Origin of the sequence: Kolteria novifilia (assembly GCA_007748055.1) — a bacterium.
Classification (GTDB): domain Bacteria; phylum Planctomycetota; class Planctomycetia; order Kolteriales; family Kolteriaceae; genus Kolteria; species Kolteria novifilia.
In genome coordinates, this window is the sequence record CP036279.1 from 7,127,154 (window position 1) to 7,150,557 (window position 23,404).

Here is a 23,404-nt window from a genome sequence, read left to right on the forward strand (position 1 = left end):
TCCAAGGCATCACGTGCGAGCCGCCCACTCGGGCACAACTCACAACTGCTTCACTTTAACTTTGGCTCGTTTGGCACGGTCCTCGGCGGAGAGATGGTCCCAATCGTGACCCTCCTCGAGTTGGATGCCGACTTTCCAGTTCATCTCCCGCTTGGCGGCTTCCGCCCAGGGGGTCCCTGGGTGCCGTTTGATGATTCGATCGTAGAAGAAGCGGCTTTTTTCGATCTCCGCCTTTCGAATAGCGGCGTTTTTGTCCTGTTTTGAGTCCTTTTTGTCCCCAAACACGCGGACTTCGTCGCCCCATTTGATCCGCCAGCCGTTGTTTTTCTTCGGATCCTTCAAGACACGAGGCTTCTTACGAAACTCTTCCAATGCCAGGCCATACTCCTCGCATTGGACTTTCGCCTTCAGGATACGCGCCATCGTCAGGTCGAAGTTCGCCTGCCAGCGGGGAATCGTCTCCTCGTCGTACTGATCGGCCACTTGCTCGAGCAGCGGGATCGCTTTGGAGGCGAACGAGAGGAAGCTCAAACACTCCTTCTGGCGCTGGTCGATCTCCTTGTTCCACACGCTCTCATGGATCCAGGGATACGGCCACGCGTGTCGCCAGAGTTTGTTCCCCTGGGTAACAACCTCGACGAGACGACGACGGAAGGACGACGCCCCCGTCTCCTTGTAGTAGTCCCCCAGATCGCCGTAGTTGGGACGATAGCGGTTGAGAATCTCCAGTGCGTAGCGTGGACCGGGGACACGTTCATCGGGATAGAGAAAGTAGATCCCACCCGTCTCCCTGGCCAGCTGAACCAGAGCGAAGGGACCAAATCCGGAACGGTAGCGATGTCCATTGAACGCCACGCGCGAGACCTCGTCAAATCGCGTAAAGGGGCCACGACGTAGCGGCAACCAGAACCGGAAGCCGTGCTCGGGATCGGTCCACGTGTCGTGAATGACGTTCAACCCGAAGGTCGCCATCGGCCCCATGACATAGATCGGGACGCGATTTCGCCGACAGAGCGCCACGGCTTCGTCGGCCTGAAAGCCGTCATCGCCGATTTCATCCGTCACCAAAATGAGAACCAACGATCGACCGCCACTGGTTTGATATCGCCGAAACTTGATGGCGGCGTCGCGAATCGCCCGGAACATGTTCTCTTGGCCGGTGCCGTCGTCGACAATCGAGCGGATCGCTCGTTTGATTTCCTCGTTGTCGTTCGTCGGTTCGCGTAGGAGAAATCGCGTCTCTTGCCCAACGCTCATCACCGAGGAAAGTAGGGCATTCTCGCTGTTGACCCCCAACTCATCGAGTTCGCGATAGATCCGCTCGAGTTTCGAGGCAATCTTCTCCCGTCGTTCGGCCAAACTTCCCGATGAGTCCATGATCCAAACGACGAGCGACTTGTCCTTGTCGAGCTGGCGCAGGATCTCCAGCGTGATGCGATCGACCGCCCCCGAATCGCCCGTGGATCCGGTCGAGACCGTCTCCCCCTTGATGCCGGAGACCATCGCATCGAGTTTCGTGTCGACCAAGCCATAGGAAAGAGGGCGAACGACGCTGCGGTCGGTGACGGTGAAAGCTTCGGCCATCGCCTGCATCGCTTCACTGGGAGTCGCGATCGAGTCCATCTCGCCCGCGAGGCCGCCTCCGCCACCGCCTCCGGGATTCAGGGAGACAGGCGTGCTGAACTCGACCCCCTTCTCGTTGAGCAGTTCGTGGAACTCTTCCTGCTTTTCGAGCTCTTGAATCTCGGTGATGACCGCGACGGTCTTGGGTTCGATCTGGGCTTCCATGACGCGTAGCCAGAGAATCCACAGCACAACCACGTGGATCAGCACACTCACGCCGAATTGCGGTGTCTTGTTCGCCACGTGTTTGAAGAAACCCATCAGCGCATCTCCCTCCGATCGCGAACCACTCGCGTTCGGCGACGGCGTTGCTCGACGTTTCCAACACTCTCGGTCACGCGGCTATCCATCGTGCGGCACACCTCACGGCCCTTTCCCCGGAAACCGTGAAGCTTGACGTCCTCGATTCATCGACAACGCGGTGGCGAAGAACCGATCCACTCTCAGTCACCCAATGGCGCTGGGGTTGAGTTCGTTTGGCGAAGAGGTGGTGCTTCCGCGCCGCTTTCTGGGGGGAAAGCGGCTCCCAACCATTCATCCTGGCCGAAAACAGTGCCGTTCGCAAGGAGCTTCCTCACAGGATTCCACTGAAGTCACCAATTCCGTCGGACCGACCAATCACCTCGGCAATGTTCCCCGTCCGCTCCGAAGCGTCCGCCCATTTTTCCTGAGCGAGATCACCCATCCAGTTGTCCCATCCCTTACGCGAGTTTCAAGTTCGTTTCCGCTCCCGCTTGACTCCTCTCCTCCTACGAAGGTCGTCGCCGTCACCGATAAGTCCCCACGGCCTGGCCACAACGAATCGAAACATCGCCCCTTGGGGCGCGATTGGCCCGATTCGAGACGCCCCTCTTACTCCAATCCACCGCGAGCCATAAGAATCAGAGCGGGCCCGATTGACCAACCTGACCGGCCAAATGAGCGCACCCCATGAACCACGCAACCGTTCTCCCTTCAGAGATGATCAAGCCCAAGCGCAAGATTACCGGTATGTCCGCCATCTTGCTCCCGTTTGACGACCAGGGACGGGTCGACTGGGACGGCTTCTCCGCTCACCTACAGCGTACCCTCGACGCGGGACTGATCCCGGCGATCAACATGGACACGGGCTACATCAACCTCTTGGGCGACAAGACCAAGATCGATGTCCTCGACCGCGCGAAAGAGCTGCTGGGATCGCGCTCCTTCGTCGCCGGGGTCTTCGTCAAGGATCGAAAAGGCGACTCCTTCAATTTGGATGCCACCAAGCGAGCATTGGTTCCCATTCTCGAGCGGGGGGGACTGCCGACGATCTTCCCTTGCCACGGACTCAAGTCGCTTTCGGAAGAGGGCTACATCGACGCGATGGCGGCGATTGCTCGCGAAGCTTCCCAGTTTTTGGCGTTCGAGCTCGGGACGATGTTCGCTCCTTTTGGCCGTGTCCTCGAACTGGACACCTACGAACGGCTGCTGGAGATCCCCGAGTGCGTCGGCGCCAAGCATTCCTCCCTCTCGCGCCGACTCGAATGGGACCGGATCCAGCTTCGCGATCGCAAGCGCCCCGAATTCCGGGTCCTCACGGGAAACGATCTCGCCATCGACATGGTCATGTACGGCAGCGACTATCTCCTCGGCCTGAGCACGTTCGCTCCCGACTTGTTCGCCAAGCGCGACCGGTATTGGGAAACGGGTGACCCCGAGTTCTATGAGCTCAATGACTGGCTCCAGTATCTCGGATTCTTCACGTTCCGGGCCCCCGTCCCGGCCTACAAGCACAACGCGGCCCAGTTCCTGAAACTGCGCGGCTGGCTCGGTTGCGATGATACCCACCCGGACTCACCAACGCGCCCGGCGACCGATCGCGAGGTCCTCGCCACGATCGCAAAGCACTTGAACATTCTCGCGAGCAGCTAGAAGAGCCCAGTCCCTCTTCGCGCCCACTCGCGATTCGGAGCGTTCGATCATGAACTATCGCCGTGTCGCCTCACTGAAAACATCCCAGGATTTCTTCGACTACCTGGAATCGCTCGACGTGACTCTTCCCTTTGATGAGGAGGTCGCTAGCGGACCCGCTTCCCCGCTCGCCCAACCACTGCGGATCGGAGAACGGACGATCGGCAATCGCTTCTGCATTCTGCCCATGGAGGGATGGGACGGGACGCCCGATGGACGAGTGACCGAGCTTGTCGAACGTCGATGGGTTCATTTCGGCATCAGCGGCGCCAAGCTGCTCTGGGGTGGCGAGGCGGTCGCGGTGCGTTACGACGGCCGGGCCAATCCGAATCAACTCGTGAGCACCGACCAGACCACCGAGGAACTCGCGCGGCTTCGCGAGAAGATGGTCGACGAGCACCGAACGCGATTTAGTACCGCTGACGATCTACTCGTCGGCCTGCAACTGACTCACTCAGGCCGGTTCGCTCGCCCCAACCGGAAGGAAACGCTCGAACCGACGATCGTCTATCACCACCCGATCCTCGATCGCCGCGTCGGCATCGATGTCGACTACCCGGTCCTCGCCGACGACGAGATCCGCCGACTGGTGGAGGACTTCGTGCGTGCCGCGAAACGAGCGGCCGGCGCCGGCTTCGACTTCGTCGACATCAAACACTGCCACGGTTATCTCGGACACGAGTTCCTCAGTGGCTACGACCGCCCCGGCCCCTTCGGCGGATCGTTCGAGAACCGGACTCGGTTTCTCCGAGAGATCGTCGAGGGCATTCGCTCCGAATCGCCCGGCCTTCTCCTAGGAGTACGCTTGAGTGCCGCGGACATGCTTCCCTTCAAGAAAGGGGCCGATGTCGTTGGAATTCCGGAAGAAGGCGACGAGACCTACCGCTATGCCTTCGGAGGCGACGGCAGCGGACTGGCTTTCGACTTGGCCGAGCCGATTCGTTTCCTCGACTTGCTGAAGGAACTCGACATTCCGCTGGTCTGCATCAGCGTCGGCTCGCCCTACTACAACCCTCACATTCAGCGACCCGCCCTCTTCCCGCCATCGGACGGGTATCTCCCTCCCGAGGATCCTCTGGTTGGCGTGGCTCGTCAGATCGACGTCACCGCGAAGCTCAAGCAACACGCGCCCGAACTGATCGTGGTGGGATCGGGGTACACCTACTTGCAGGATTGGCTGCCCAACGTCGCCCAGAGCGTCGTTCGTCAAGGGATGGCCGACTCCATCGGTCTCGGACGGATGGTGCTGAGTTATCCGGACCTTCCCGCCGATGTGATCGAAGGGCGCCGACTGAGCCGAAAACGAATCTGCCGAACCTTCAGCGATTGCACCACGGGACCGCGCAACGGGCTCATCTCCGGCTGCTATCCGCTCGACCCCTTCTACAAGAGTCGGCCCGAGGCGAAAGAGCTAGCCCAGATCAAACAGGCATGGACCGGCGAGCAGCAGGGGCGCTGAGCGAGCCCTCAGCGATCGTCGAGCATCTCTCGAAGTCGACTCGCGAGGTCAGTCGGCTTGTAGGGCTTGTGAAGAAAGCCAGCGACGCTGTTGCCATGAATACGGTTAAGGACGTCGTGTTCGCTATAGCCGCTGGTGATCAAAATCGGCAGATCGGCACGAACGCCGTGAATTCGTTCGCACACTTGGGCGCCGTCCATTTCCGGCATCGTCATGTCGACCACCACCGCATCGATCTCGTCGGCATGTTCCTGGAAGAGGGAGACCCCTTCCGGGCCTCCCGTGGCGCTTAGCACGCGAAACCCAAACTTTTGAAGCATGTTCGAGGTCACTTCGACAACATCCACCTCGTCGTCGATGACGAGAACAAGGCCTTCTCCCATCCAAGACTGAGGCTCGACCTCGACGATGGGCGTCTCCGTCGGTGACTCGGGACATACCGGCAGGTGAATCCGAAACGTCGTTCCCTCGCCCGGCTTGCTGACGACGCGAATCCCTCCCCGGTGACCGCGCACGATACCGAGGACCGCCGCGAGCCCAAGCCCCCGCCCCGTGAACTTGGTGGAGAAGAACGGGTCGAAGATGCGCGCCTTCGTTTCGTCGTCCATCCCCGCCCCGTCGTCGGCCACGTCGAGGTAGACATAGTCACCCTCGGGAAGGTCGTGCTCCGGAAAGACGTCCGCGAGATAGTCGCGGTCCGCATGCAACAGTCCCGTCTGGATCGTGATCTCTCCTCGGCGTTCACCGATAGCGTCCGACGCGTTGGTGATCAAGTTCATGATCACCTGTCGCAACTGGGTCGCATCCCCCTCGATGGCGGGCAGCGAGGGAGCGAACTGGAGTGAAAGCCGGGCACTCTTCGAGATGGACACTTCCAGCAAATGGGCCATCTCCTCGACCAGCGCCGAAACGTCGAGCGACTCGATGACGAAGGAGCCCTTCCCCGAGTAGGCCAGCAGCTCGCGTGTCAGATCGGCGGCGCGCAGCGCGGCCGTCTCGATCTGCTCGACGCTCTTGCGCGCTGGCGACTCCTCGGAGAGATCGATGAGGGCCAAACTCGCGTTGCCGAGAACGGCCATCAACAGATTGTTGAAGTCGTGAGCGATGCCGCCCGCGAGAACGCCGAGGCTCTCGAGCTTCTGCGCCTGCTGCATCTTCGCTTCCAAGCGGCGCCGTTCCTGGTCGTCGCGGCGTCGGTCGGTCATGTCCAGATTGAGACCGGCCCAGGAACGTACCTCCCCCCGTTCGTCGAGGATGGGGCTCCCCCGAGTCAGGATCGTTCGGGTACGCCCATCGATACCCACCAAAGGGAACTCCGCGTCGACCTGCTCATTGGCGGCGATGCAGCGCCGCCAATAGTCGAAGATCGCGACAACCTCGTCCGGGAAGGGCTGCTCGCCGATCGCCCCTTGCAAGTCATCGAACTTCTTCATGCCGATGACTTCCAGGAACGAGGCGCTGAGATAGGTCACTTCGCCCGACTGATCGCAACTCCAGAACCCAAAGGGAATCAACTCCCCGATCGAGCGGTAGCGTGCCTCGCTCTCGATGAGCGCCTCTTCGCTGCGGCGGCGCTGGATCTCTTGGAACGCCAGCGAGACAAAGTCGGCGATCGAGGCGGCGAAGTGCTCCTCGTCGACCGTCCAGTGGCGTCTCTTGCCCACGTGTTCGTGACAGACCACGCCGAGTTGGGAGTCACCCACCCGGATGGGAACGTCGAGCATCGACGCGATGTGATTGGGAATGAGATAGTCGGCCGCGAACTCGTTGGTCCGGGGATCGTTCACGGCGTCACTCGCCGCGATGAGCCTCCCTTCCTCGAGCGCCGAGAAATACCGGGGATAGCAAGAGGCCTTGAGCTCTTGCTGGCCAGTGTGCGAATCGGAGTCGACGTGGTAGAGATCGAGACAGCGGATCGCGGACCGATCCTCGTTGAAGAGCCAGACACCCACCTGCGAAACCGGAAGCGTGCGAGCGGCGACCTCCGTGATCTCGGCCAGGATCGGCCCAAGCCCGCTGGAGGCGTTCGTCTTCGATTGCGCCAGCAAGAGGAGCGCCGACTCGTAGCCTCGATGCAGCGCCTCGCGTTGGTTTCTCTCCTTCCGCAGGAACTCGCGGGGAAGCAAGCGGAGGATGATCAACCAACAAGCGATAATCAGCACCGCGCACGTCACGCCACTGATGGAGACGATCGACAGTCGTTGCCGAAGGTGCCCGAGAAGCCGCTTGCTCCGTTCGTGCACCGCTTCGGAGAGTGACTCGACGCTGTCCTTGAACTCCACCTCGGTTTCGAAGTAGGCGGGCGAGGTCAATAGCTTGAGCGCCACCGGGCCGTTGCCCTGCCGGACGAGCGATAGGGCTCGTTCCTCGACCTCCTTGGAGGTCGCGTCGGCCTTGGCGACGCGCTGGAGCGACGAGACGCAGGCCGGATCGTCGACGAGCTTGCCCACCTCGCCAAGGGTCTTCAGCGTGACGCCGGCTGTCTGCTCGTAGCGTTCAAACCAACGCGGTTGTCCCGTGGCCGCCGCCATCCGGGCCGACATCGAGAGCACTTCGTCCTGAAACGCGATCTCCCCAAGCAGAATCTGCAACCGCGATTCACTCGAGCTGGTGACCTGCAATTGACGAAAGAGACTGAGCACGCTCCAAGAGAGGGCGACGAAGAGAGCGATCGTCAGCAAAAAGCCGGCCCCGCACGCGAGCGCCAACCCTCGCCACGTTCGATCGATCGGAAGTCGTGTCGTCGCGTTGTCCATCATCGCTATCCGTCGCCGTCCGACTGATCAAGGTTCTCAATGGCTCTGTCGCAGGAAGGACAGTGAAGCCGCTCCCAGCCTCTCCGCGAACAGGTCGCCTCGATGCACCCGAGGGAGACCAGCGGTTCCAAGCTCACGTCGCCCGCGCACCCCGGGCATTCCATCCTATAGGGAATCTCGGCGTGACATTGCTCGCAAACCCTCTCTCCGGTCGTCGCCTCGGAAATGGCGATGAGCACCTGTCCCGCCACTTGGCGAAACAACGACGAGGGTCGCCACATCCCGAGAAAATCCTGCTTGGTGCAGCGCCGAAACGGTCCGTCGTCGGGATCGTGATAGACGACATGATCGCCGGAGACATCGAGTAGGACCGAAAAGTGTCCCCCTCGAGAAATCTTGTGGCGATGATTGACCACGATCCGCACGTTGGCGTCGAGCGAGCGGCTCACCGTCGGCCAGGGATCGCCCTTCAGCTTGAGGATCAGCGATTGAAGACCTTGGGCGCGCGCATCGTCGGCGAGCACGTGGGTCCTACTGTTCCATCGTCCCGCCGACGCCGGCCGCGAGATGCGCTTCCATACTTGCGCCTGGTCGCACTCCTTGCCGAACGAACGGTAGACCATGACCATTACCGCCGCGCCGCACATCTGCTGTCTGTCACTATTCTGACATTGTCGTTCGTACGGAAACTCATGCGACATTCGACGCCCCCTCGCGTCTCGAGAGGGCGCGGCCACGACCTGGCGACGAGCGATCGGAGCCTCGACGGTTCGCTTCTGAGGTAGAGCCCCCTGGAAGGGCGTTGGGGCGTCGTGCGGCTGTTAGCGATTCGTGAAGGGCGAGGGCCAACAAAATCTCTCCGCGTCGGTTGGGCAAGACGGACTACGGTTTCAACAGTTACGGACCATGGAGTTGACCTAGGAGAACCGAATGATCGCTCAAGTCCTGGGCCAGGACGTCGGGAGCGCTTTGCGCAAGCTCGTCCACCGAGTACTTCCCCGTGGCGACCGCCACGGCCCGCGCCCCGATCACCCGGGCGCACGCGACGTCCAGCGGCGTATCTCCCACGATCCAAACGCGATCCTCCGCGATGGGGCTGCTCACCAGTCCCTCGAGCGTCTCCTTGACGTCGAGGGCGAGCGCCGTCCGATCCCAATGGTCGTCCCCAAAGGCGCCCAACGGGAAATAGTCGTTCAGACCGAAGTGCCTCAGTTTGATCCGAGCCCCTTCGCGGGAGTTTCCCGTGATCAGCCCCAGAACGACATCGTCATTCCGACTCAGGTGATCCAAGAGTCCTACGACGCCCGGCAATACGGCCCCCACGCGCTCGTCGAGCGTGCTCGGCAACATCGACAGGTAAGCCGACTTGAACCGTTCCCAGTTGGCCGCGGAATCCTCCAACTGATGCGATGCGAGAAGATCGCGACCAATCGAACGGTCGGTCCGACCATGAAAGTCGACGTCGCCTAGCTGGCCGCAAATCCCGAACTCCAGTCGTAGCGCCTCGCGCATCGCGGCCTCGCCCGCTCCACCGCTGCGGATCAGGGTCCCGTCGATGTCAAAGAGGACGTAACTTGATGCCATCGGTTCCTCGATTCGGCGTCCCAGGTCTCGGCGACGTGTCGCCACGGAACAATTCTAAGCGCGCGGTCACGCGATTCCGCGAACCGTCACGAAACTTGACGGTGCGGCGCGGTTCGCCAGAATCACCTCACGAGGAGTGTCACCAACGATTCATCGCAACCCCACGAGGAGCCGACATGAAAATCACCTACCTCTCGCACGCGGGATTTCTCGTGGAGACGAGCAAGCATCGCATCGTCATCGATCCCTTTCTCACCGGGAATGAAACCGCCGTCCACAAGCCCGAGGACCTCGCTTGCGACTATGTCGTCGTCACCCATGGCCACGGCGATCACATCGGCGACAGCGTCACGATTGCCAAGAACAACAACGCTCCGATTGTCGCGACGTTCGAACTGGCCCTCTACCTCGAAAGCCAAGGGGCCGAGACGGTCGCCATGGGCATCGGCGGCGCCAAGACTTTTCCGTTCGGCCGCATCAAGTGGACGATCGCCCATCACAGCTCCGGCATTCAAACGCCGGACGGCTTTCTCTACGGAGGAAATCCCGCGGGGATCATCCTTAACGCCGACGGCAAGACGCTTTACCACGCCGGCGACACCGCTCTCTTTCTCGACATGAAACTGATTGGGGAACTCGACCCGATCGACCTGGCCCTCTTGCCGATCGGCGACAACTTCACCATGGGCATCGACGACGCCGTCATGGCCATCGACTTCCTCAAGGCCAAGCACGCGATTCCGATGCATTACGGCACTTTTCCTCCCATCGAAGTCGATCCGAACGAGTTCATCGCCAAGGCCTCCGCGGCGGGCAAGGAAACGACGCTTCTTGGAATTGGCGAGACGTTCACCATCGGTTGAGTGATCGTGCGGGGTGCGAGTGTCGCTGGAATGGCAGGATGGCGGTCGTCCGCCGCGTGAGCTTCTTCGCGAGCGGCCTTCGACCAACGCGAACAGGGTGTCCAAGTCCAGCCCGAGGAAGGGGCCTCACCGGCCGACAGAGAGCCGGCGGGCCTCGATCTCAAAGGGGGGCGTCGGAAGAGCGACACCAGTGTCAGTCGTTCTCTTCCTTCAGCGGGTTGCGGCCGACGATGGGATACTGTTCCAGTTCCAGCACCGTGCCATTGAAGGGCCGGCTCTCTTCGCTGATCCAGTAGACGGCCGCGGCGGCAACCTCTTCCGGCTTGATGAGGCGTCCCGCCGGGGCGACGCTGCGCGGCACCTTCTCGGGCCAGTCCTCGGAGAGACCATCGGCGATCTTGTAGTGGTACTCGTTCGGCGTCAGCACCCAACCGACGTTGAAGTGATTGACGCGGATGCCTTCGAGACAAAGGCAATCGGCGAGGTTCCGCGACAGGGTCATCAAGCCGCCCTTGGAGATGCTGTAGGCCAGCAAATTGGGCTCACCGCAGTAGGCGTTGATCGAGCCGATGTTCAGCACGGCTCCGCTCGACTTCTTCAGTTCCTCGTGCGCCGCCTTGAGCAGCAGCATCGGGGCGCGGACGTTGATCGCCATCACGCGATCGAAGAGTTCCACGTCGGTCGAATCGAGCGTGCTTCGCACGACGTAGGCCGCGTTGTTGACGATGCCGTCGATGCGGCCATGCGATTCGAGGGCGGTGGCGACAAGTCGTTGGCCCGCTTCCGGATCAGCGAGATCATCCACGTGGACCGCGGTCGAACCGATGTCGTTCGCGACCTTCTGGGCACGCTCTTGATCGCGGCCGTGCACCACAATTTTCGCGCCCTCTTGAGAAAAGCGCCGTGCGATGGCTTCGCCAATGCCCGTCGTGCTCCCCGTGACGACAATGACCTTGTCCTTAAGTCTCACCTTACCTCCCCTTCGTGTGCTAGATTCGGCGGCCGCCACGCGATCGTACCGTTGCGACGCATCTTATGAAGGTATTATCCCGCGAGGGAAAAGTCGATTGGCGAGTCCGCCACATCCCCGCGAGCCCACCTCGTCCGCCCCTTCTCGCCCCCGTCGAGGGGCCGCGATCCTGGCCGTTTCAAGTGTGGGCTCGGCCCCTTTCATCCGCTCCCATGACGCCGTCCGACCCTCACCGACGTCATTCTCCTTCGCATCCCGGCGGCGTGTCCGATACCTTGACAGCACCGGTCTTGCCTCGCAAGGACAAAGCACAGGTCACCGCACTCACGGAGTCGGGGGGAGAACCGGACGTTCGGAACAACGGTGATCGCTCCACGCTCACATCGCCATTCCGGGCTTTCAGTTCTGGATCGCCGAGGAGATCCAGCTCTCGATCGGCCTGGAGACATCGACGGTCCCGATCACTTGACACCGGCGGACATTGGACCCGCCCAACCAAACTGCTAACTTGACGATCAACGGGGAGCATCCATGCGAAGTCCACAACTCATGTCGGCCGGCGACACCGCGATCCTGCTTGTCGACGTTCAGGAAAAACTCCTTCCCCTGATCGATCGAGGCGATGGCGTTCGCCAACGCTGTCGCTACCTGCTCCAAGCGGCGCGGATCCTCAACATTCCCGTCGTCGCGACCGAGCAGTACCCCAAGGGCCTCGGCTCGACGATTCCCGAGTTGGCGGAGTTCATCGCGTCGCCGTTCGAAAAGCTGACATTCAGTTCCTACGGCATCCAAGAGGTTCGCACCAAGCTCGGCGAACTCGGCTCCCCCAAGGTGCTGCTCTGCGGGATCGAGGCTCACGTCTGCGTCCAGCAGACCGCGTTCGATTTGATGGCGGACGGCTTCCGCGTCTACTTGCCGATCGACGCGACCGGAAGCCGGCGTGCCTCCGACAAGGAGGTCGCGATCGACCGCATGAGAGGATCGGGCATCACGATCACGACCGCCGAAGCCGCGGTCTTCGAATGGACCGAACGAGCCGGCACTCCGGAGTTCAAGGAGATCAGTCGGCTCGTCAAAGAGAACTGAACCGGCGACCGACGCCAACAAGAAGCAGGACCCCAACCGCCATGCCTTCCAAGCACAACGCCTTCATTCCCGCTCCCCGCATCCTCCTCGGCCCAGGCCCCAGCGATGTGCCGCCGCGCGTCCTGCAGGCGATGGCCACGCCCCTTGTCGGCCACCTCGATCCGTCGTTCCTCTCCCTAATGAACGCCGTTCAGGATGGCCTCCGCGGGCTCTTCCGTACTGACAATCAGATGACACTCGCGATCAGCGGTACCGGTTCCGCCGGGATGGAGACCTGTATCGTCAATTTGATCGAGCCCGGAGACTCGATGCTCGTCTGCGTCAACGGAGTTTTCGGCAAGCGGATGACCGATGTCGCCGAGCGGGCCGGCGCCGAGGTCCACGTGCTCGAGCGACCTTGGGGCGAGGTCTTCTCGATCGAGGAGATCGAAGAGGCGCTCGCCAAGCACAAGCCCAAGGCGATGGGCATCGTCCACGCCGAAACCTCCACCGGCGCTTGGCAACCCGTCGAGCAACTGGGGGCCCTATGCCGCGAGCACGACACGCTACTCGTCCTCGACACCGTCACGTCACTCGGCGGCGTCCCGGTCGAGATCGACGAATGGGACGTCGATGCCGTCTACAGCGGCACGCAGAAGTGTCTCTCCTGCCCACCCGGACTGGCTCCTGTCTCGTTCAGCTCCCGAGCGATGCACGCGATCACCAACCGCCAGCGGAAGGTGCAAAGCTGGTATCTCGACATCAACATGCTCGCGAACTATTGGGGAACGGAGCGGGCCTACCACCACACCGCGCCTATCACGATGAACTACGCTCTCTACGAGTCACTTCGCACGATCTTCGAGGAAGGGCTCGAAGCTCGCTGGGCGCGGCACGACCTCAACCACCGGGCCCTCAAAGCCGGGATCCACGCGCTCGGCATGAGGTACACCGCCGCCGAGGGTCACCAACTCCCAACGCTCAACGCCGTCAGCATCCCCGATGGGGTCGACGACGCCGCGGTCCGAATGACGCTGCTCGAGGACTTCGGCATCGAGATCGGCGGCGGACTCGGAGCCTTCAAGGGCAAGGCCTGGCGGATCGGCCTGATGGGACACAGTTCGCGAAAGAGCAACGTATTCCTCGTCCTCTCGGCCCTCGAGCAAGTGCTCCGCAAGCAAGGGCACACCGTCGAACCGGGGGCGGCCGTCGCCGCGGCGAGCAACGTCTATGACTCCTGAGTTCCGACAGCCTTTCTCGTTGGGCGACGCCATGCGACGCGTGACCGAACTGCCGCCAATCGGCGAACGCGATCCCCAAGGGCACAAGGGAACGTACGGACGCGTTCTGATCGTCGCGGGCAGTCGCGGCATGTCGGGCGCGGGAGCGCTTTCGGGACAGGGAGCGCTTCGGTCTGGAGCCGGCTTGGTCACCGTCGCGTGTCCCGATGTCGTCGCTCCCATCGTCGCCGGCGTCGATCCGTGCTACTTGACGCTTTGGCTCCCCTCGGATCGGCAGGGACGCGTCACGGCCCAGGCTTACGACAAGCTTCGCGGCCGCAAGGATGACGTGATCGCCGTCGGTCCCGGCATGGGGGCGAGCCCGGCCCTTCGCCGACTGGTCCTATCGCTTCTCGCCCACGCCTCGGCGCCATTGGTGATCGATGCCGATGGGCTCAACGTCCTGGCCGGGCACATCGAGCCACTTGCCGGCCGCGCAGCGGCGACCATCCTCACCCCACATCCCGGAGAGTTCAGCCGTCTCACCGGGCGTTCGATCGCCGCGATCCAAGCCGACCGCGAAGAGATGGCCGCCAGGTTCGCGAAAGAGCATGGTGTCGTGCTTGTATTGAAGGGACCGGGAACCGTCATCACCGATGGTACCTCGCTCGCGGTCAACGACACCGGCAATCCGGGCATGGGAACGGGAGGCTCGGGCGACGTCCTCACCGGCATCATCGCGGCACTCTTGGGGCAGGGGTTCGAGCCCTTCGACGCCGCGCGACTTGGGGTCTATCTGCATGGCCGCGCCGGCGACCTCGCCGCGGAGGATATCGGGATGATCTCGATGACGCCGGTCGATCTGCTCGCTTGGCTACCGCAAGCGTTCTTGGAACTCGCCACCCCGTGAGCGACTACATGCCCAGCACGTCTGGGCTCACGGGAAGGTCGGGGCTGTAGCCGTAGGTCTCGGCCTGTCCGAAGTCGGCCTTGGCAAGTTCCCGTTCGCCGAGGGCTTCGTAGGAGAGAGCGCGGTAGTGGTAGGGATAGGACAGCGTGGGCGAAAACGCGATCGCCGCGGTGAAGTCGGCAATCGCTTGCTCAAAGGCTCCCGCGTCGTGGTAAGCCAGCCCGCGAAAGATCAGGCAATAGGTCGAGGCGGGGGCCTGGCTCAGCGAGACGGTGAAATCGGCGATCGCCCGTCGGATGTCGTGGTCGGCTTGATGGGCGATCCCACGCACGAGATAGAGCCCCGCGTTGGTGGGAAAGTTCTTGAGCGACTCGGTGTAGGCCCCGATCTTTCGTTTGAGATCACCGACCCGCACGAATTGTTCGATGATCGCTCGCATGACGCACCAAGGGCCTCGCAGTACTCGTCTTGAAGGACGCGATCGTCACCGAGAGCACGACGCCGCTATCGTACCATTTCCCAAAGGCGTCCCAAACCCGATTGCACCCCCGGTCACATCTCCGATGGGACATCCGTGCCATCAGCGTAGGGCCGGTCCATGGGAGGGGACTTCCCATTCGAGTGGTTCCTGTCCCTTGCCGTCGGCCTGGTTCGAGTTCCGCGACTTGTGGCCATCATAGGCAGGCGACTTCGTCAGGAAGGGATCGGCGAAGAACTTCGTCATCGATCCCCAGACGGGGCCCTTCGTCTCGCCGTCTTGAGCACACCCGACAGACAGCGAGACCAGCAACGTCACGGCGATGACCGCACGCTTCATGACCGGATCCCTTCGCAACAGAATCGGCACGAACAATCAACGCGAGTCCGCCAACGCGTCCCCGGCCGGTCTCTCCATCAAATCATGAAATGGGTCAAGGGTAGTGCTCAACGACTCCGCACACGATCACCCCCCATGAATACCCAGGCAAAGGTCCCCACCAGGGTAAGCACGTAGTCTCTCACCCACTCCATGTCGCGATCCGATCGTTTCTCCAAATGCGTCAATTCGTCGCCGCAACGGGTTTATCGGCTCCAACGACCTATTTGCTCGCAAGGGTAGACCATTGGGCCCATCGTACTCGGTGGATGGGACTCTCGCAAAGAGGCTTCGACTTGGCGCGATCGTGGAGGAAGATGTGTTAGGTAGGCGGTCAAGAAAATGAAACGGCCACCCGCACTGGGTGGCCGTTTCACGAGAGAGATAGGCGTCTTCAACAAGTCAGATCATGGTGTCGTGTCTTGCTGTGGTTGACTCGCGAATCCGTCCTCCCTCTTGCCTGCGTGGTCTGAATCAAGCTGGTCTCGTCGTGGTGCTAGTCTAAAGATCAATCGTCATGGTGCCTGGTCATTGCTGCTTGGTGCGAATCACAGGTGCTGAAGATTGAGACCCCCGTCATCCCCTCTCGAGGAACGATTCAAACCACCATCGAACATCCCTGGTGTCCACTCCTAGGGAGCGCCATGATCCAGGGACATCTCCTTGTCCCTGTGCCAGGGCGCGCCCTATGGATGGGAACGCCGCATCCGTCATCCTAAGGTCCAACTCGTCCGTCAGCCCGTTCTGCCTTTGTGCTTCTGTCAGGAGTCGCCCCCGGCACCGGATGAGGTTGCCGAGTTGATCGACCTTCCATTGCAGCAGCCGTGCCAAAACGAGGCGACGAACTCGCCCGATTGCCGCAACTCACTTGATAATGGACGGTTAGCGAAACAAAAAACTCTCTGAGCCACGAACATCGCGTTCCGGCGGCACTTGAGTTGGAAGATGTTGCCCTAACCGCTTTGTAAAAGATGCAATCCTCCCGCTTGCCAAAACCACCGACTCGGCAAGCAAGCTGGGAGAGCTAGCGGCCACAGAGGTCGATTCGGCGATTTGCAAGCTTGTTCCCAAAAGCCTCGTCCCCGAATCGTGCGGGGAGTGTGCCAAATCGGAGGCGTTTCCCGCATGCCCACGGCGAGCGTGGTGATGGCACCCAGGAGGTCTGTTCGGCGATGGATGAACCAATCAAGGCACTAGGCGTCGTCGAGCGTCTGGACGGAGTAGACGATGCTCGCTTCGCGACGCTGACCGGGTTCGAGATGCCATAGGCCTGGCTCGAACGCGACGTCGTCGCGACCCTCGAGGTTGATCGCGTCGGTCACGCAGGTGTAGGGCTCGATGCAGACCGCTTCGCCATGCTTGGGCGTGAAGACGACCGCGAAGTTGAACTCCGGTCCGTGCGTCATCTCCAACGCCACCCTAGATTGGGTGTCCTCGATCCGGTGGGAGATGGTTCCGTCGGGTCCGGCCACCAGCCCCGTGAAGACGTCGTCGAACGACCGCTCGCCCAAGGGACGCCCGACCCGAAGATCGGCGTCGCCCGCGACCGGCGTCATCTTGCCGGTGGGCAAGGTCTCCTCGAGCTCGACCAGTTGCTCCGCGGGGACGGTGATCTTGCAGGCGTCCTTCGGCGTCGACGGCTTCAGCGGAAAACGGAAGTAGGGATGCGTGCCCAATCCGAAGGGAAGCACGCCCTCGCCCGTGTTCTCGACGCGAAAGTGCGACGAGAGCTCCCGTCCCCTCAGGCGGTAGGTGACCGAAAGCTTGAAGTCCGACGGCCACAGCGGAAGCGCTTCCGGCAGATCCTGACTGAGCTGGAACTCACCCAGCACCCACGCGCCGTCTTCGCTCGAGGCGCCACTGGCGACCCGCCAACGACGATCGAACGCAAGTCCATGGATTGCATTCTTGTCGTGATCGTTCCGCGGTAGCTCGAACTCTTGTCCGGCATACCCGTACCGCCCCGCGCGAATCCGATTGGGAAAGGGAGCTAACACAGGAATACCATGGTGCGTCACGCGAGCACCCGGCGATGGGAACCCCGGCTCATAGTAGAGAATGTCGTAGATCTTGTTGGAGATCTCGCAGACGAACTCGTAGCAGTCGAAGCCGAGGTTTGGCAGCACGCTTGCTCGTGTCTTGGCCTCGTCATCCACCATGGTGACGTGCGTCGTCGCTCCCTCGCCGGACGTTTCGATGTGGAACATGCCTCGTCTCCCATGATGAGCTTTTCTTCCCTGAACTTCAGAGGGCCACTATAGGAAGCAACGCAGGACCGACCAAGGAACGATCAACCGTCACAGTCGGTTCGGAAAGCCTTCGAAGGGCTATTTGCTCGCGACGTTCGCGCGTGAAACAATCCAGTAGCGACGCGATGTTGCCGATCACTTCGGTATCGGCGGATGCAACGGGATTGACCTGCGACCGCGACTCCTCTGGCGAAGTGCCTAACGCAAACACCCCCTGGGACTCGACTTCGCGCCGCTAGTTGGGAAACGGCGAAACGAAGAGGCACGCTGATCACTCGATCGGCGTGCCTCCTTCATTTCTTGGCCAGCGATACCACTTTTCAACCGACGCCATTCCCCCCCCTGTCACGTCGTCTCGTCACCCTCCACCCAACACGGATGCCATCGATGCCGCGCACGCAACGCGGTTGTTGACCGAGCGTTCATCCTCGTCTCCGGAGGAAGCTCCCTTCGCAAGAGCAAGCCGACGCGATCGCAGAACGCGAGCAGTTCCTCCGGGACCAAGACCCCGCTCACGATGATGCCGTCGAATCGTTCGAGCCAAGCCTGATCAACAAGCGTCGTGATCGCCTCACCGAGAGCGATACGTTCGAGCCTCGTCGCATCGATCGTGTCCCACTTCGGTTTCAGCGAGCGACCGTTGCAGCGGTAGGCCGCGTCGCCGACACCAACGATTGCTCGAAAACCGACCTCCCACCGACGTTCCCAGACGACGCGCTGTGGCGTACGAGCCTGTAGCGTCAACTCGTGGCGCGTCGGCAACCCAAGCGAGCGCGGCATCCAAGGATCAATCTCCAAGGAATCCGCCGTCATCGTGACCCCTCGAACATCGCCGGCGACGGCTCGGTGCTGGGCGATCGTGCGACCGTCCAAAAGAAGACTCAGGGCGATATCGCCGCGAGCCTCGCAATCGAACGAGACATTCACTGCGCCCAACGAGTCCTCGAGCTGCGTCTGAAGGTCGACTTCCTCGATCTCGATCAGTCGCGATTCGACCGCGAGCCAGATCCCCCCAATAACCCCAACCTCCTCCTCGAGCCCTTGGCGATCCCAGGTTAGGACCAGTTTGTTGCTCGTGCGAACCAGGCGGGAGATCTCGAACCGGGAGGTGCCCCATGGCGAAGAGACATGACCCAGAGACTCGCCGTTGATCAACACCCGAGGACCGCCCAGAGTGCGGTCGACGTAGAGGACGAGCGACTCGTCCTCGTGGAGTTGGGCGACCCAATTGAAGTTGCGGCAGAGATCGATCTGCGTCGCTTCCTGGCCAAGCCCCGCGAACGGTATCTTCCCGGGAACGGTGATCGTTGACTGCCGAGCGCCCCCCTCGTCGGTCACGAGTGCCTCCCAGGGACCACGAAGTCGAATCTGATGCTGCATCGCTGCGTATCTCTCCGGCAACGCCTTCTCCTCTTCTTCATCCGTCCAGGCGTACAATGCGATGATAGGAACGCCGGCGTCGCGGCTGCCCGATCGAACCTCCGGAAGTGAGGAATCCTCGTGCGACAACTGCTCCCCAACCGGATGCCCTGGTCCCAGGCGAACCCCACGATGGGATCCCTCGTGGTGACGCCGCCGACCTTCAGGCATCTCGACGATGGACGTGACCGGACTCCCGAGCGCAGGCTGGTGATCGTTCAAGGCTACCTCACCGCCAGGCCCAACCCGAGTGCGGACCAACTCGCCATCCGCGCGATTCGCGAAGCGGGTTGGCGAGGGGGCATTGAGCGTTTTCGATGGCAAGCGGGTCATACGGGCGAGATCGCGATGCAGTTGATTCCCTTGGCAGCAACCGCGGTGCTGAGCCCGCGTCCCGTCACGCCGCTAAAGGCGCTGCAAGCCGCTCGACTGGCGGCTCTTTGCGGAACTTTCGCGGCGCACTGGAAGTGGGCGTGCCTCCGCGCGGACTGGGCCGGTCGACGTCTCGCGGAAGCGATCGAACGTCGGCGAGCGGAACACCCCGGCGAGGAGTTGCAGTTCGTCGGTTTCTCCCTCGGGTGTCGCGTTCTCTATCGAGCGATGCACCGGCTCGCGTGCCAATCGTCACCGACGATCGAACAGGTTCACCTCTTCGGAGGCGCTCACTCCCGACGCGCGGACTGGGAGACCGCGCTACAGACCGTTCGCGGCGGCATCAGCAACTATTACTCGGCCAACGATCGGGTCCTGAACTATCTCTACCGCATGATGGAGTGGAACACACCGATGGGACTCAAGCCGATCATCACCGAGGATCTCCGCATCGAGAACGTCGACACCGCGACCACGTTTCCAGGTCACCATCGCTACGAAGAGAGCCTCCACACGTGGCTCAACCTTCGCGATGGCTAGCAGTCCGTTGTTTCAAGCGGGCCAAGGCGAGAACGAGCCATATCGGCCAAGATCAAGGAGAACAAACGCAGGCGAATCTGTAGATTCGTTGAGTTTTTGGACGCCGGGATTGGTCAAATGGGCCGTTCGTAGCCGGCAGCGAATAGATCACCGGACTGCTAGGCTTCGTCCATGCTGTCCAGCGGCGGGATGGGGCGACCGTGGGGATCCTTGCGAGGGCTCTCCAGGACGTCGTTGAGTTCTTCCTGTAAGTGGCGGTCGATGAAGTGCTCGACCCGTTCGGCCGGATCGTGAAGATGGTCGAGCGGCAGTTCGACGTTTTCCTCGAGAAACAACTCCCAAAGGCGGTGGGACCGGACGAGCGAACGGGCCCGGCGACGACCGTCCGGCGTCAAGATGAGCAAGGAACCGCGGCAGTCGAGAAGTCCTTGCCACCAAAAACCGGCCACCGCCAACCATCCCACGATGCCTCCGCCGGCGGCGCGTAGCGACTCACCCAACCCGATGCCCGCCCCCGAGGTCTTTCCCCCGGCTCGCTCCTCGGCGCGGTAGATCGTGGCGATGATGTCCTCACCGGAAATGCGAAGCGTCAACGCCAAGTTGTGCCACACCTTGCTCACGACGCCGTAGCGTGGAGAGAAGAAGACCGCCAGCAGGAACAGCAGTCCCGCGACAACCGACATCATGCCCGCGACCGAGGTGTCGAGCAGAAGTGCTCCGATGTAACCGAAGAGTGAGGAGAGGAACCCGACCCCCACCGCGACCAGCATCATCGACCAAAGCCGATCGGTGAGCAAATGGGCCGTCGCCGCGGGAACGATCAGCATCGCGACCACGAGGATTGCCCCAACGGCCTCGAACGAGGTGACGGTGACACCCGCGACCATCGCCATCAAGAGGTAGTGGACCAGCGTCGCACTGATTCCCATCGACGTCGCGAGGTCCGGATCGAAGGAGACGAGCTTCAGTTCCTTCCAGAAGATGTTCACGAACAGGAGCACGACGATGAGTACCGATCCCATGGTGCCGACCGCGGGGGGAACTTCGAAGCCGAGGAAAGGCTGGGTCGTGAGCGGCACCGCGTCAATCAATCCGTAGAGAACGCAGCCCGGATCGAGATCGACACTGTGAATCGCCGAGACCATGATCACGCCGATCGCGAAGAGGGACGTGAAGACCACCCCCAGGCTCGCGTCCTCGGTGACACCCCCACGATGAATCAGTTGCGTGAGAAACGCGGTTAGGACGCCAATGCCCATCGCACCAAGGAAGATGGGAAAAGAGGCGATCTTACCCGTGAGCAGAAAGGCGATCGCGATCCCCGGCAAGATCGCGTGGCTGATCGCGTCACCGAGCAGACTCATGCGACGCAGCAACAAATAGCAGCCCAGAATCGCGCACGAGGCGTTCGACAAGGTTCCGACCGCGATGGTCCACCACGCCGCCAAGAAGTCCGAAGTTGTCAGACTCATCTCGACAACTCCTCCGACGTCTCCAGGAGATCGGCGCTCGGCCAACGCCCCGAGGCAAGCAGCTTTCCACGCACCGACTCCATGAGGTCCGCAGGAAGTAGCTCCGCGGGATCGGTCGAGGAGAGGTTGGCGTATGCCGCGATCTGGTCGGGGTGCTCATCGAGAAAGGTCAGCCAGAGTCGATGGGAGAGAGCGTACCGCGCCCCCTTCCGAAGCCCCTTCTCGGTCGCTCGTAGTTTCTCGCGATCAACGCGATCGACCCAGCCGTGCTTCTCCGCACGATCGACAAGTCGCCCGAGGTCTCGGGACGACCAACCGCGATGGTCCAGGACGTCGGCCAACGCGATGGGCTGTCGTTCCGGCAGGGCTGGCTCCATCAAGTCGAAGAGGACTTCCAGGAATCGGCGGTTCTCGAGCCGAAGGCGACTGCGACGATCGGCGACAAGCCGCGCGACCAGTCCACGGCGGGGAGCAAAGAACATCGAGAGCATGAAGATCGAACTGCCGACGAGCACGAGCACCGGACCGGCGGGGGCGTTGTCGACACGAGCGCTAATTGAGGTCCCTACCAACCCAACGACAAAGCCGACGAACGCGGAGACCAGGAGCATCGACTCGAGTCGCTCGGTCCAAAACCGCGCGGCGGCCCCGGGCATGATGAGCAGCGCCGCGATCAAGACCACTCCCACCGCCGGCAACCCGATCACCACCGTCAGCGCCACCAGTCCCATGAGCGCCAAGTCGAGCAGCACCGCCGGCCAACCCTGCGCCCGGGCGAACGACGCGTCGAAGGCGACGAGCTTGAATTCCTTGAAGAGCAACATCACCACCAGCAGACAGAAAAGCGACACGCCGCCAATGATCATGACGTCCTGCGCGATCATCCCCGCCGTCTTCCCGAAGATGTAGGAGTCGAGTCCTGCCTTGCTTCCCGAGGTCGTTTCGTTCTGGATCAGCTTGATCAGCACGATACCCCAGCCGAAGAAGACGCTCAGGACGATTCCCAGGCAAGCATCTTCCTTGATCCGGGTCCAGTGGCGAAGCAGGGCGACCGTTACGATTCCCATCACGCCGGTCACGAAGGCGCCGACAAGCATCGCGGGAAGACTGCGGTAGCCCAGGAGTAGAAAGGCGAGACAAAGCCCTGGGAGCGTGGCATGCGCCAACGTATCGCCAATAAGGGCGCGGCGACGCAGGAGCGCGAAGCTCCCCACCAGGCCACAGTTGGCGCCCAGCAGGCTCGTCCCCAGCAACACGATCAGCGTGTTGTAGGTGATCACGGCCGAATGCCTTTCGACGCCATCGACGTGGCGACGTCGGTCAAGATACCGAGCTGCCCACCGTAGGTCTTGCGGAGATTCTCGGGCGTGAAGACCTCTTCGGTTCGGCCGTATGCGACCAGCCGCATGTTCAGCAAGATCACCTCTTCGAAGTAGTGCGGAACGGTGCGCAGGTCGTGATGAACCACGATGACGGTCTTGTTCTGCTGCCGAAGTTGTCCGAGCTGCTCGAAGATGACCCGTTCGGTCGCGGCGTCGACCCCCGCCATCGGCTCATCCATGAAGTAGAGCGAGGCCCGCTGGGCCAGGGCACGGGCGAGGAAGACCCGCTGCTGCTGGCCGCCCGACAACTGTCCGATCTGACGCGTGTGCATGTCCGCGAGGCCGACTTGCCGAAGACACTCCATCGCCCACTCGCGATCGGCCGCCTTGGGACGCCGGAACCATCCGAGCTTGCCAAAAACCCCCATCAGCACCACATCGAGTACCGAGACCGGGAAGTCCCAGTCGACACTCCCGCGCTGAGGCACGTAACCGATCCGGCTTCGGGCTGAGGAGTAGGGCTGTCCGAAGAAGGAGACACTGCCGCTGGCGAGCCGAACGAGCCCGAGGATCGCCTTGATGAGCGTGCTCTTGCCCGCCCCATTGGGACCGACGATGCCAACCAGCGCCGGTTGGTCGATGGTAACGTCGATGTCCCAAAGAACCGGCCGACGATGATACGCCACCGTCACATCGTGGACATCGAGCACGTGAGGTGAGTCCGTCCCCGTCGTTGGAGACTCCTCGGGACTGGAAACCGGCACCGTCGGCGTTTCGGTCGGCATAAAAGAG

At 61.9% G+C, this 23,404-nt stretch carries 19 protein-coding genes; 7 read left to right on the top strand and 12 right to left on the bottom strand.

All coding sequences use genetic code 11. The features are described 5' to 3' along the window. Positions 1 to 39: 39 nt before the first annotated feature. A complete protein-coding gene (locus Pan216_RS26130; protein ID WP_145262872.1) occupies positions 40 to 1,884 on the bottom strand; it encodes a vWA domain-containing protein in 1,845 nt (614 codons plus the stop codon). A gap of 669 nt (positions 1,885 to 2,553) precedes the next feature. Here Pan216_RS26130 and Pan216_RS26135 point away from each other — a divergent pair. Both Pan216_RS26135 and Pan216_RS26140 read left to right on the top strand, forming a co-directional pair. Next, positions 2,554 to 3,516, top strand: coding sequence for a dihydrodipicolinate synthase family protein (locus Pan216_RS26135; RefSeq protein ID WP_145262874.1), 963 nt, complete (start codon positions 2,554 to 2,556; stop codon positions 3,514 to 3,516). Between the two features lie 49 nt (positions 3,517 to 3,565). After that, entirely contained in the window at positions 3,566 to 5,014 is a 1,449-nt protein-coding gene (locus Pan216_RS26140; protein ID WP_145262875.1) for an oxidoreductase, read from the top strand. Between the two features lie 8 nt (positions 5,015 to 5,022). Here the strand turns inward: Pan216_RS26140 and Pan216_RS26145 are convergent, their stop codons facing one another. The 3 genes from Pan216_RS26145 to Pan216_RS26155 all read right to left on the bottom strand — a co-directional run bounded on the left by Pan216_RS26145 (position 5,023) and on the right by Pan216_RS26155 (position 9,354). Next, positions 5,023 to 7,773: an ATP-binding protein gene (locus tag Pan216_RS26145; protein ID WP_145262877.1), complete on the bottom strand. Its 2,751-nt coding sequence runs from the start codon at positions 7,771 to 7,773 to the stop codon at positions 5,023 to 5,025. 2 nt (positions 7,774 to 7,775) lie between these two features. After that, the gene (locus Pan216_RS26150) at positions 7,776 to 8,471 is read right to left on the bottom strand and encodes a cysteine peptidase family C39 domain-containing protein (RefSeq protein ID WP_145262879.1); all 696 of its coding nucleotides are present in this window, start codon (positions 8,469 to 8,471) and stop codon (positions 7,776 to 7,778) included. Between the two features lie 196 nt (positions 8,472 to 8,667). Further along, complete coding sequence (locus tag Pan216_RS26155; RefSeq protein WP_145262880.1) at positions 8,668 to 9,354, bottom strand: HAD family hydrolase; 687 nt, start codon at positions 9,352 to 9,354, stop codon at positions 8,668 to 8,670. Between the two features lie 176 nt (positions 9,355 to 9,530). Here Pan216_RS26155 and Pan216_RS26160 point away from each other — a divergent pair, with 176 nt between their 5' ends. Then, positions 9,531 to 10,217 (top strand): metal-dependent hydrolase, encoded by a 687-nt coding sequence (locus Pan216_RS26160; RefSeq protein WP_145262882.1) that lies wholly within the window; start codon positions 9,531 to 9,533, stop codon positions 10,215 to 10,217. 193 nt (positions 10,218 to 10,410) lie between these two features. Here Pan216_RS26160 and Pan216_RS26165 read toward each other — a convergent pair whose 3' ends face one another. After that, positions 10,411 to 11,187: an SDR family oxidoreductase gene (locus Pan216_RS26165; RefSeq protein WP_145262884.1), complete on the bottom strand. Its 777-nt coding sequence runs from the start codon at positions 11,185 to 11,187 to the stop codon at positions 10,411 to 10,413. A 531-nt stretch (positions 11,188 to 11,718) separates the two neighbouring features. Between Pan216_RS26165 and Pan216_RS26170 the strand changes: the two genes are divergently transcribed. Genes Pan216_RS26170 through Pan216_RS26180 form a run of 3 tightly spaced genes read left to right on the top strand, consistent with a single transcriptional unit; the run spans position 11,719 to position 14,382 of the window. Continuing rightward, on the top strand, positions 11,719 to 12,273 hold the full coding sequence (locus Pan216_RS26170; protein ID WP_145262886.1) for a hydrolase: 555 nt from the start codon (positions 11,719 to 11,721) through the stop codon (positions 12,271 to 12,273). A gap of 41 nt (positions 12,274 to 12,314) precedes the next feature. Next, on the top strand, positions 12,315 to 13,493 hold the full coding sequence (locus tag Pan216_RS26175) for a pyridoxal-phosphate-dependent aminotransferase family protein (RefSeq protein WP_145262888.1): 1,179 nt from the start codon (positions 12,315 to 12,317) through the stop codon (positions 13,491 to 13,493). 31 nt (positions 13,494 to 13,524) lie between these two features. After that, positions 13,525 to 14,382 carry an NAD(P)H-hydrate dehydratase gene (locus tag Pan216_RS26180; protein WP_145262890.1) on the top strand — a complete coding sequence of 286 codons (858 nt, stop codon included), beginning with the start codon at positions 13,525 to 13,527 and terminating at the stop codon, positions 14,380 to 14,382. A gap of 4 nt (positions 14,383 to 14,386) precedes the next feature. Here Pan216_RS26180 and Pan216_RS26185 read toward each other — a convergent pair whose 3' ends face one another. The 4 genes from Pan216_RS26185 to Pan216_RS26200 all read right to left on the bottom strand — a co-directional run bounded on the left by Pan216_RS26185 (position 14,387) and on the right by Pan216_RS26200 (position 18,867). After that, complete coding sequence (locus Pan216_RS26185) at positions 14,387 to 14,821, bottom strand: tetratricopeptide repeat protein (protein WP_145262892.1); 435 nt, start codon at positions 14,819 to 14,821, stop codon at positions 14,387 to 14,389. A 141-nt stretch (positions 14,822 to 14,962) separates the two neighbouring features. After that, positions 14,963 to 15,199 (bottom strand): hypothetical protein, encoded by a 237-nt coding sequence (locus Pan216_RS26190; protein WP_145262893.1) that lies wholly within the window; start codon positions 15,197 to 15,199, stop codon positions 14,963 to 14,965. Between the two features lie 1,232 nt (positions 15,200 to 16,431). After that, positions 16,432 to 17,445, bottom strand: a complete 1,014-nt coding sequence (locus tag Pan216_RS26195; RefSeq protein ID WP_145262895.1) for an aldose 1-epimerase — start codon at positions 17,443 to 17,445, stop codon at positions 16,432 to 16,434. Between the two features lie 387 nt (positions 17,446 to 17,832). After that, the gene (locus Pan216_RS26200; protein ID WP_145262897.1) at positions 17,833 to 18,867 is read right to left on the bottom strand and encodes a hypothetical protein; all 1,035 of its coding nucleotides are present in this window, start codon (positions 18,865 to 18,867) and stop codon (positions 17,833 to 17,835) included. Between the two features lie 120 nt (positions 18,868 to 18,987). On the opposite strand from Pan216_RS26200, the gene Pan216_RS26205 reads away from it, so the two are divergent. Continuing rightward, complete coding sequence (locus Pan216_RS26205; RefSeq protein ID WP_145262899.1) at positions 18,988 to 19,818, top strand: DUF726 domain-containing protein; 831 nt, start codon at positions 18,988 to 18,990, stop codon at positions 19,816 to 19,818. Positions 19,819 to 19,976: 158 nt separating this feature from the next. On the opposite strand, the gene Pan216_RS26210 is transcribed toward Pan216_RS26205, so the two are convergent. From Pan216_RS26210 to Pan216_RS26220, 3 genes are read right to left on the bottom strand one after another with little or no spacing between them, the layout of a single operon-like run. Further along, the gene (locus Pan216_RS26210) at positions 19,977 to 21,290 is read right to left on the bottom strand and encodes a metal ABC transporter permease (protein ID WP_145262901.1); all 1,314 of its coding nucleotides are present in this window, start codon (positions 21,288 to 21,290) and stop codon (positions 19,977 to 19,979) included. Further along, entirely contained in the window at positions 21,287 to 22,570 is a 1,284-nt protein-coding gene (locus Pan216_RS26215; protein ID WP_419193019.1) for a metal ABC transporter permease, read from the bottom strand. The genes Pan216_RS26210 and Pan216_RS26215 overlap by 4 nt, the downstream gene beginning before the upstream one ends. Beyond that, positions 22,567 to 23,397 carry a metal ABC transporter ATP-binding protein gene (locus Pan216_RS26220; protein ID WP_145262905.1) on the bottom strand — a complete coding sequence of 277 codons (831 nt, stop codon included), beginning with the start codon at positions 23,395 to 23,397 and terminating at the stop codon, positions 22,567 to 22,569. The genes Pan216_RS26215 and Pan216_RS26220 overlap by 4 nt, the downstream gene beginning before the upstream one ends. Positions 23,398 to 23,404: the final 7 nt, after the last annotated feature.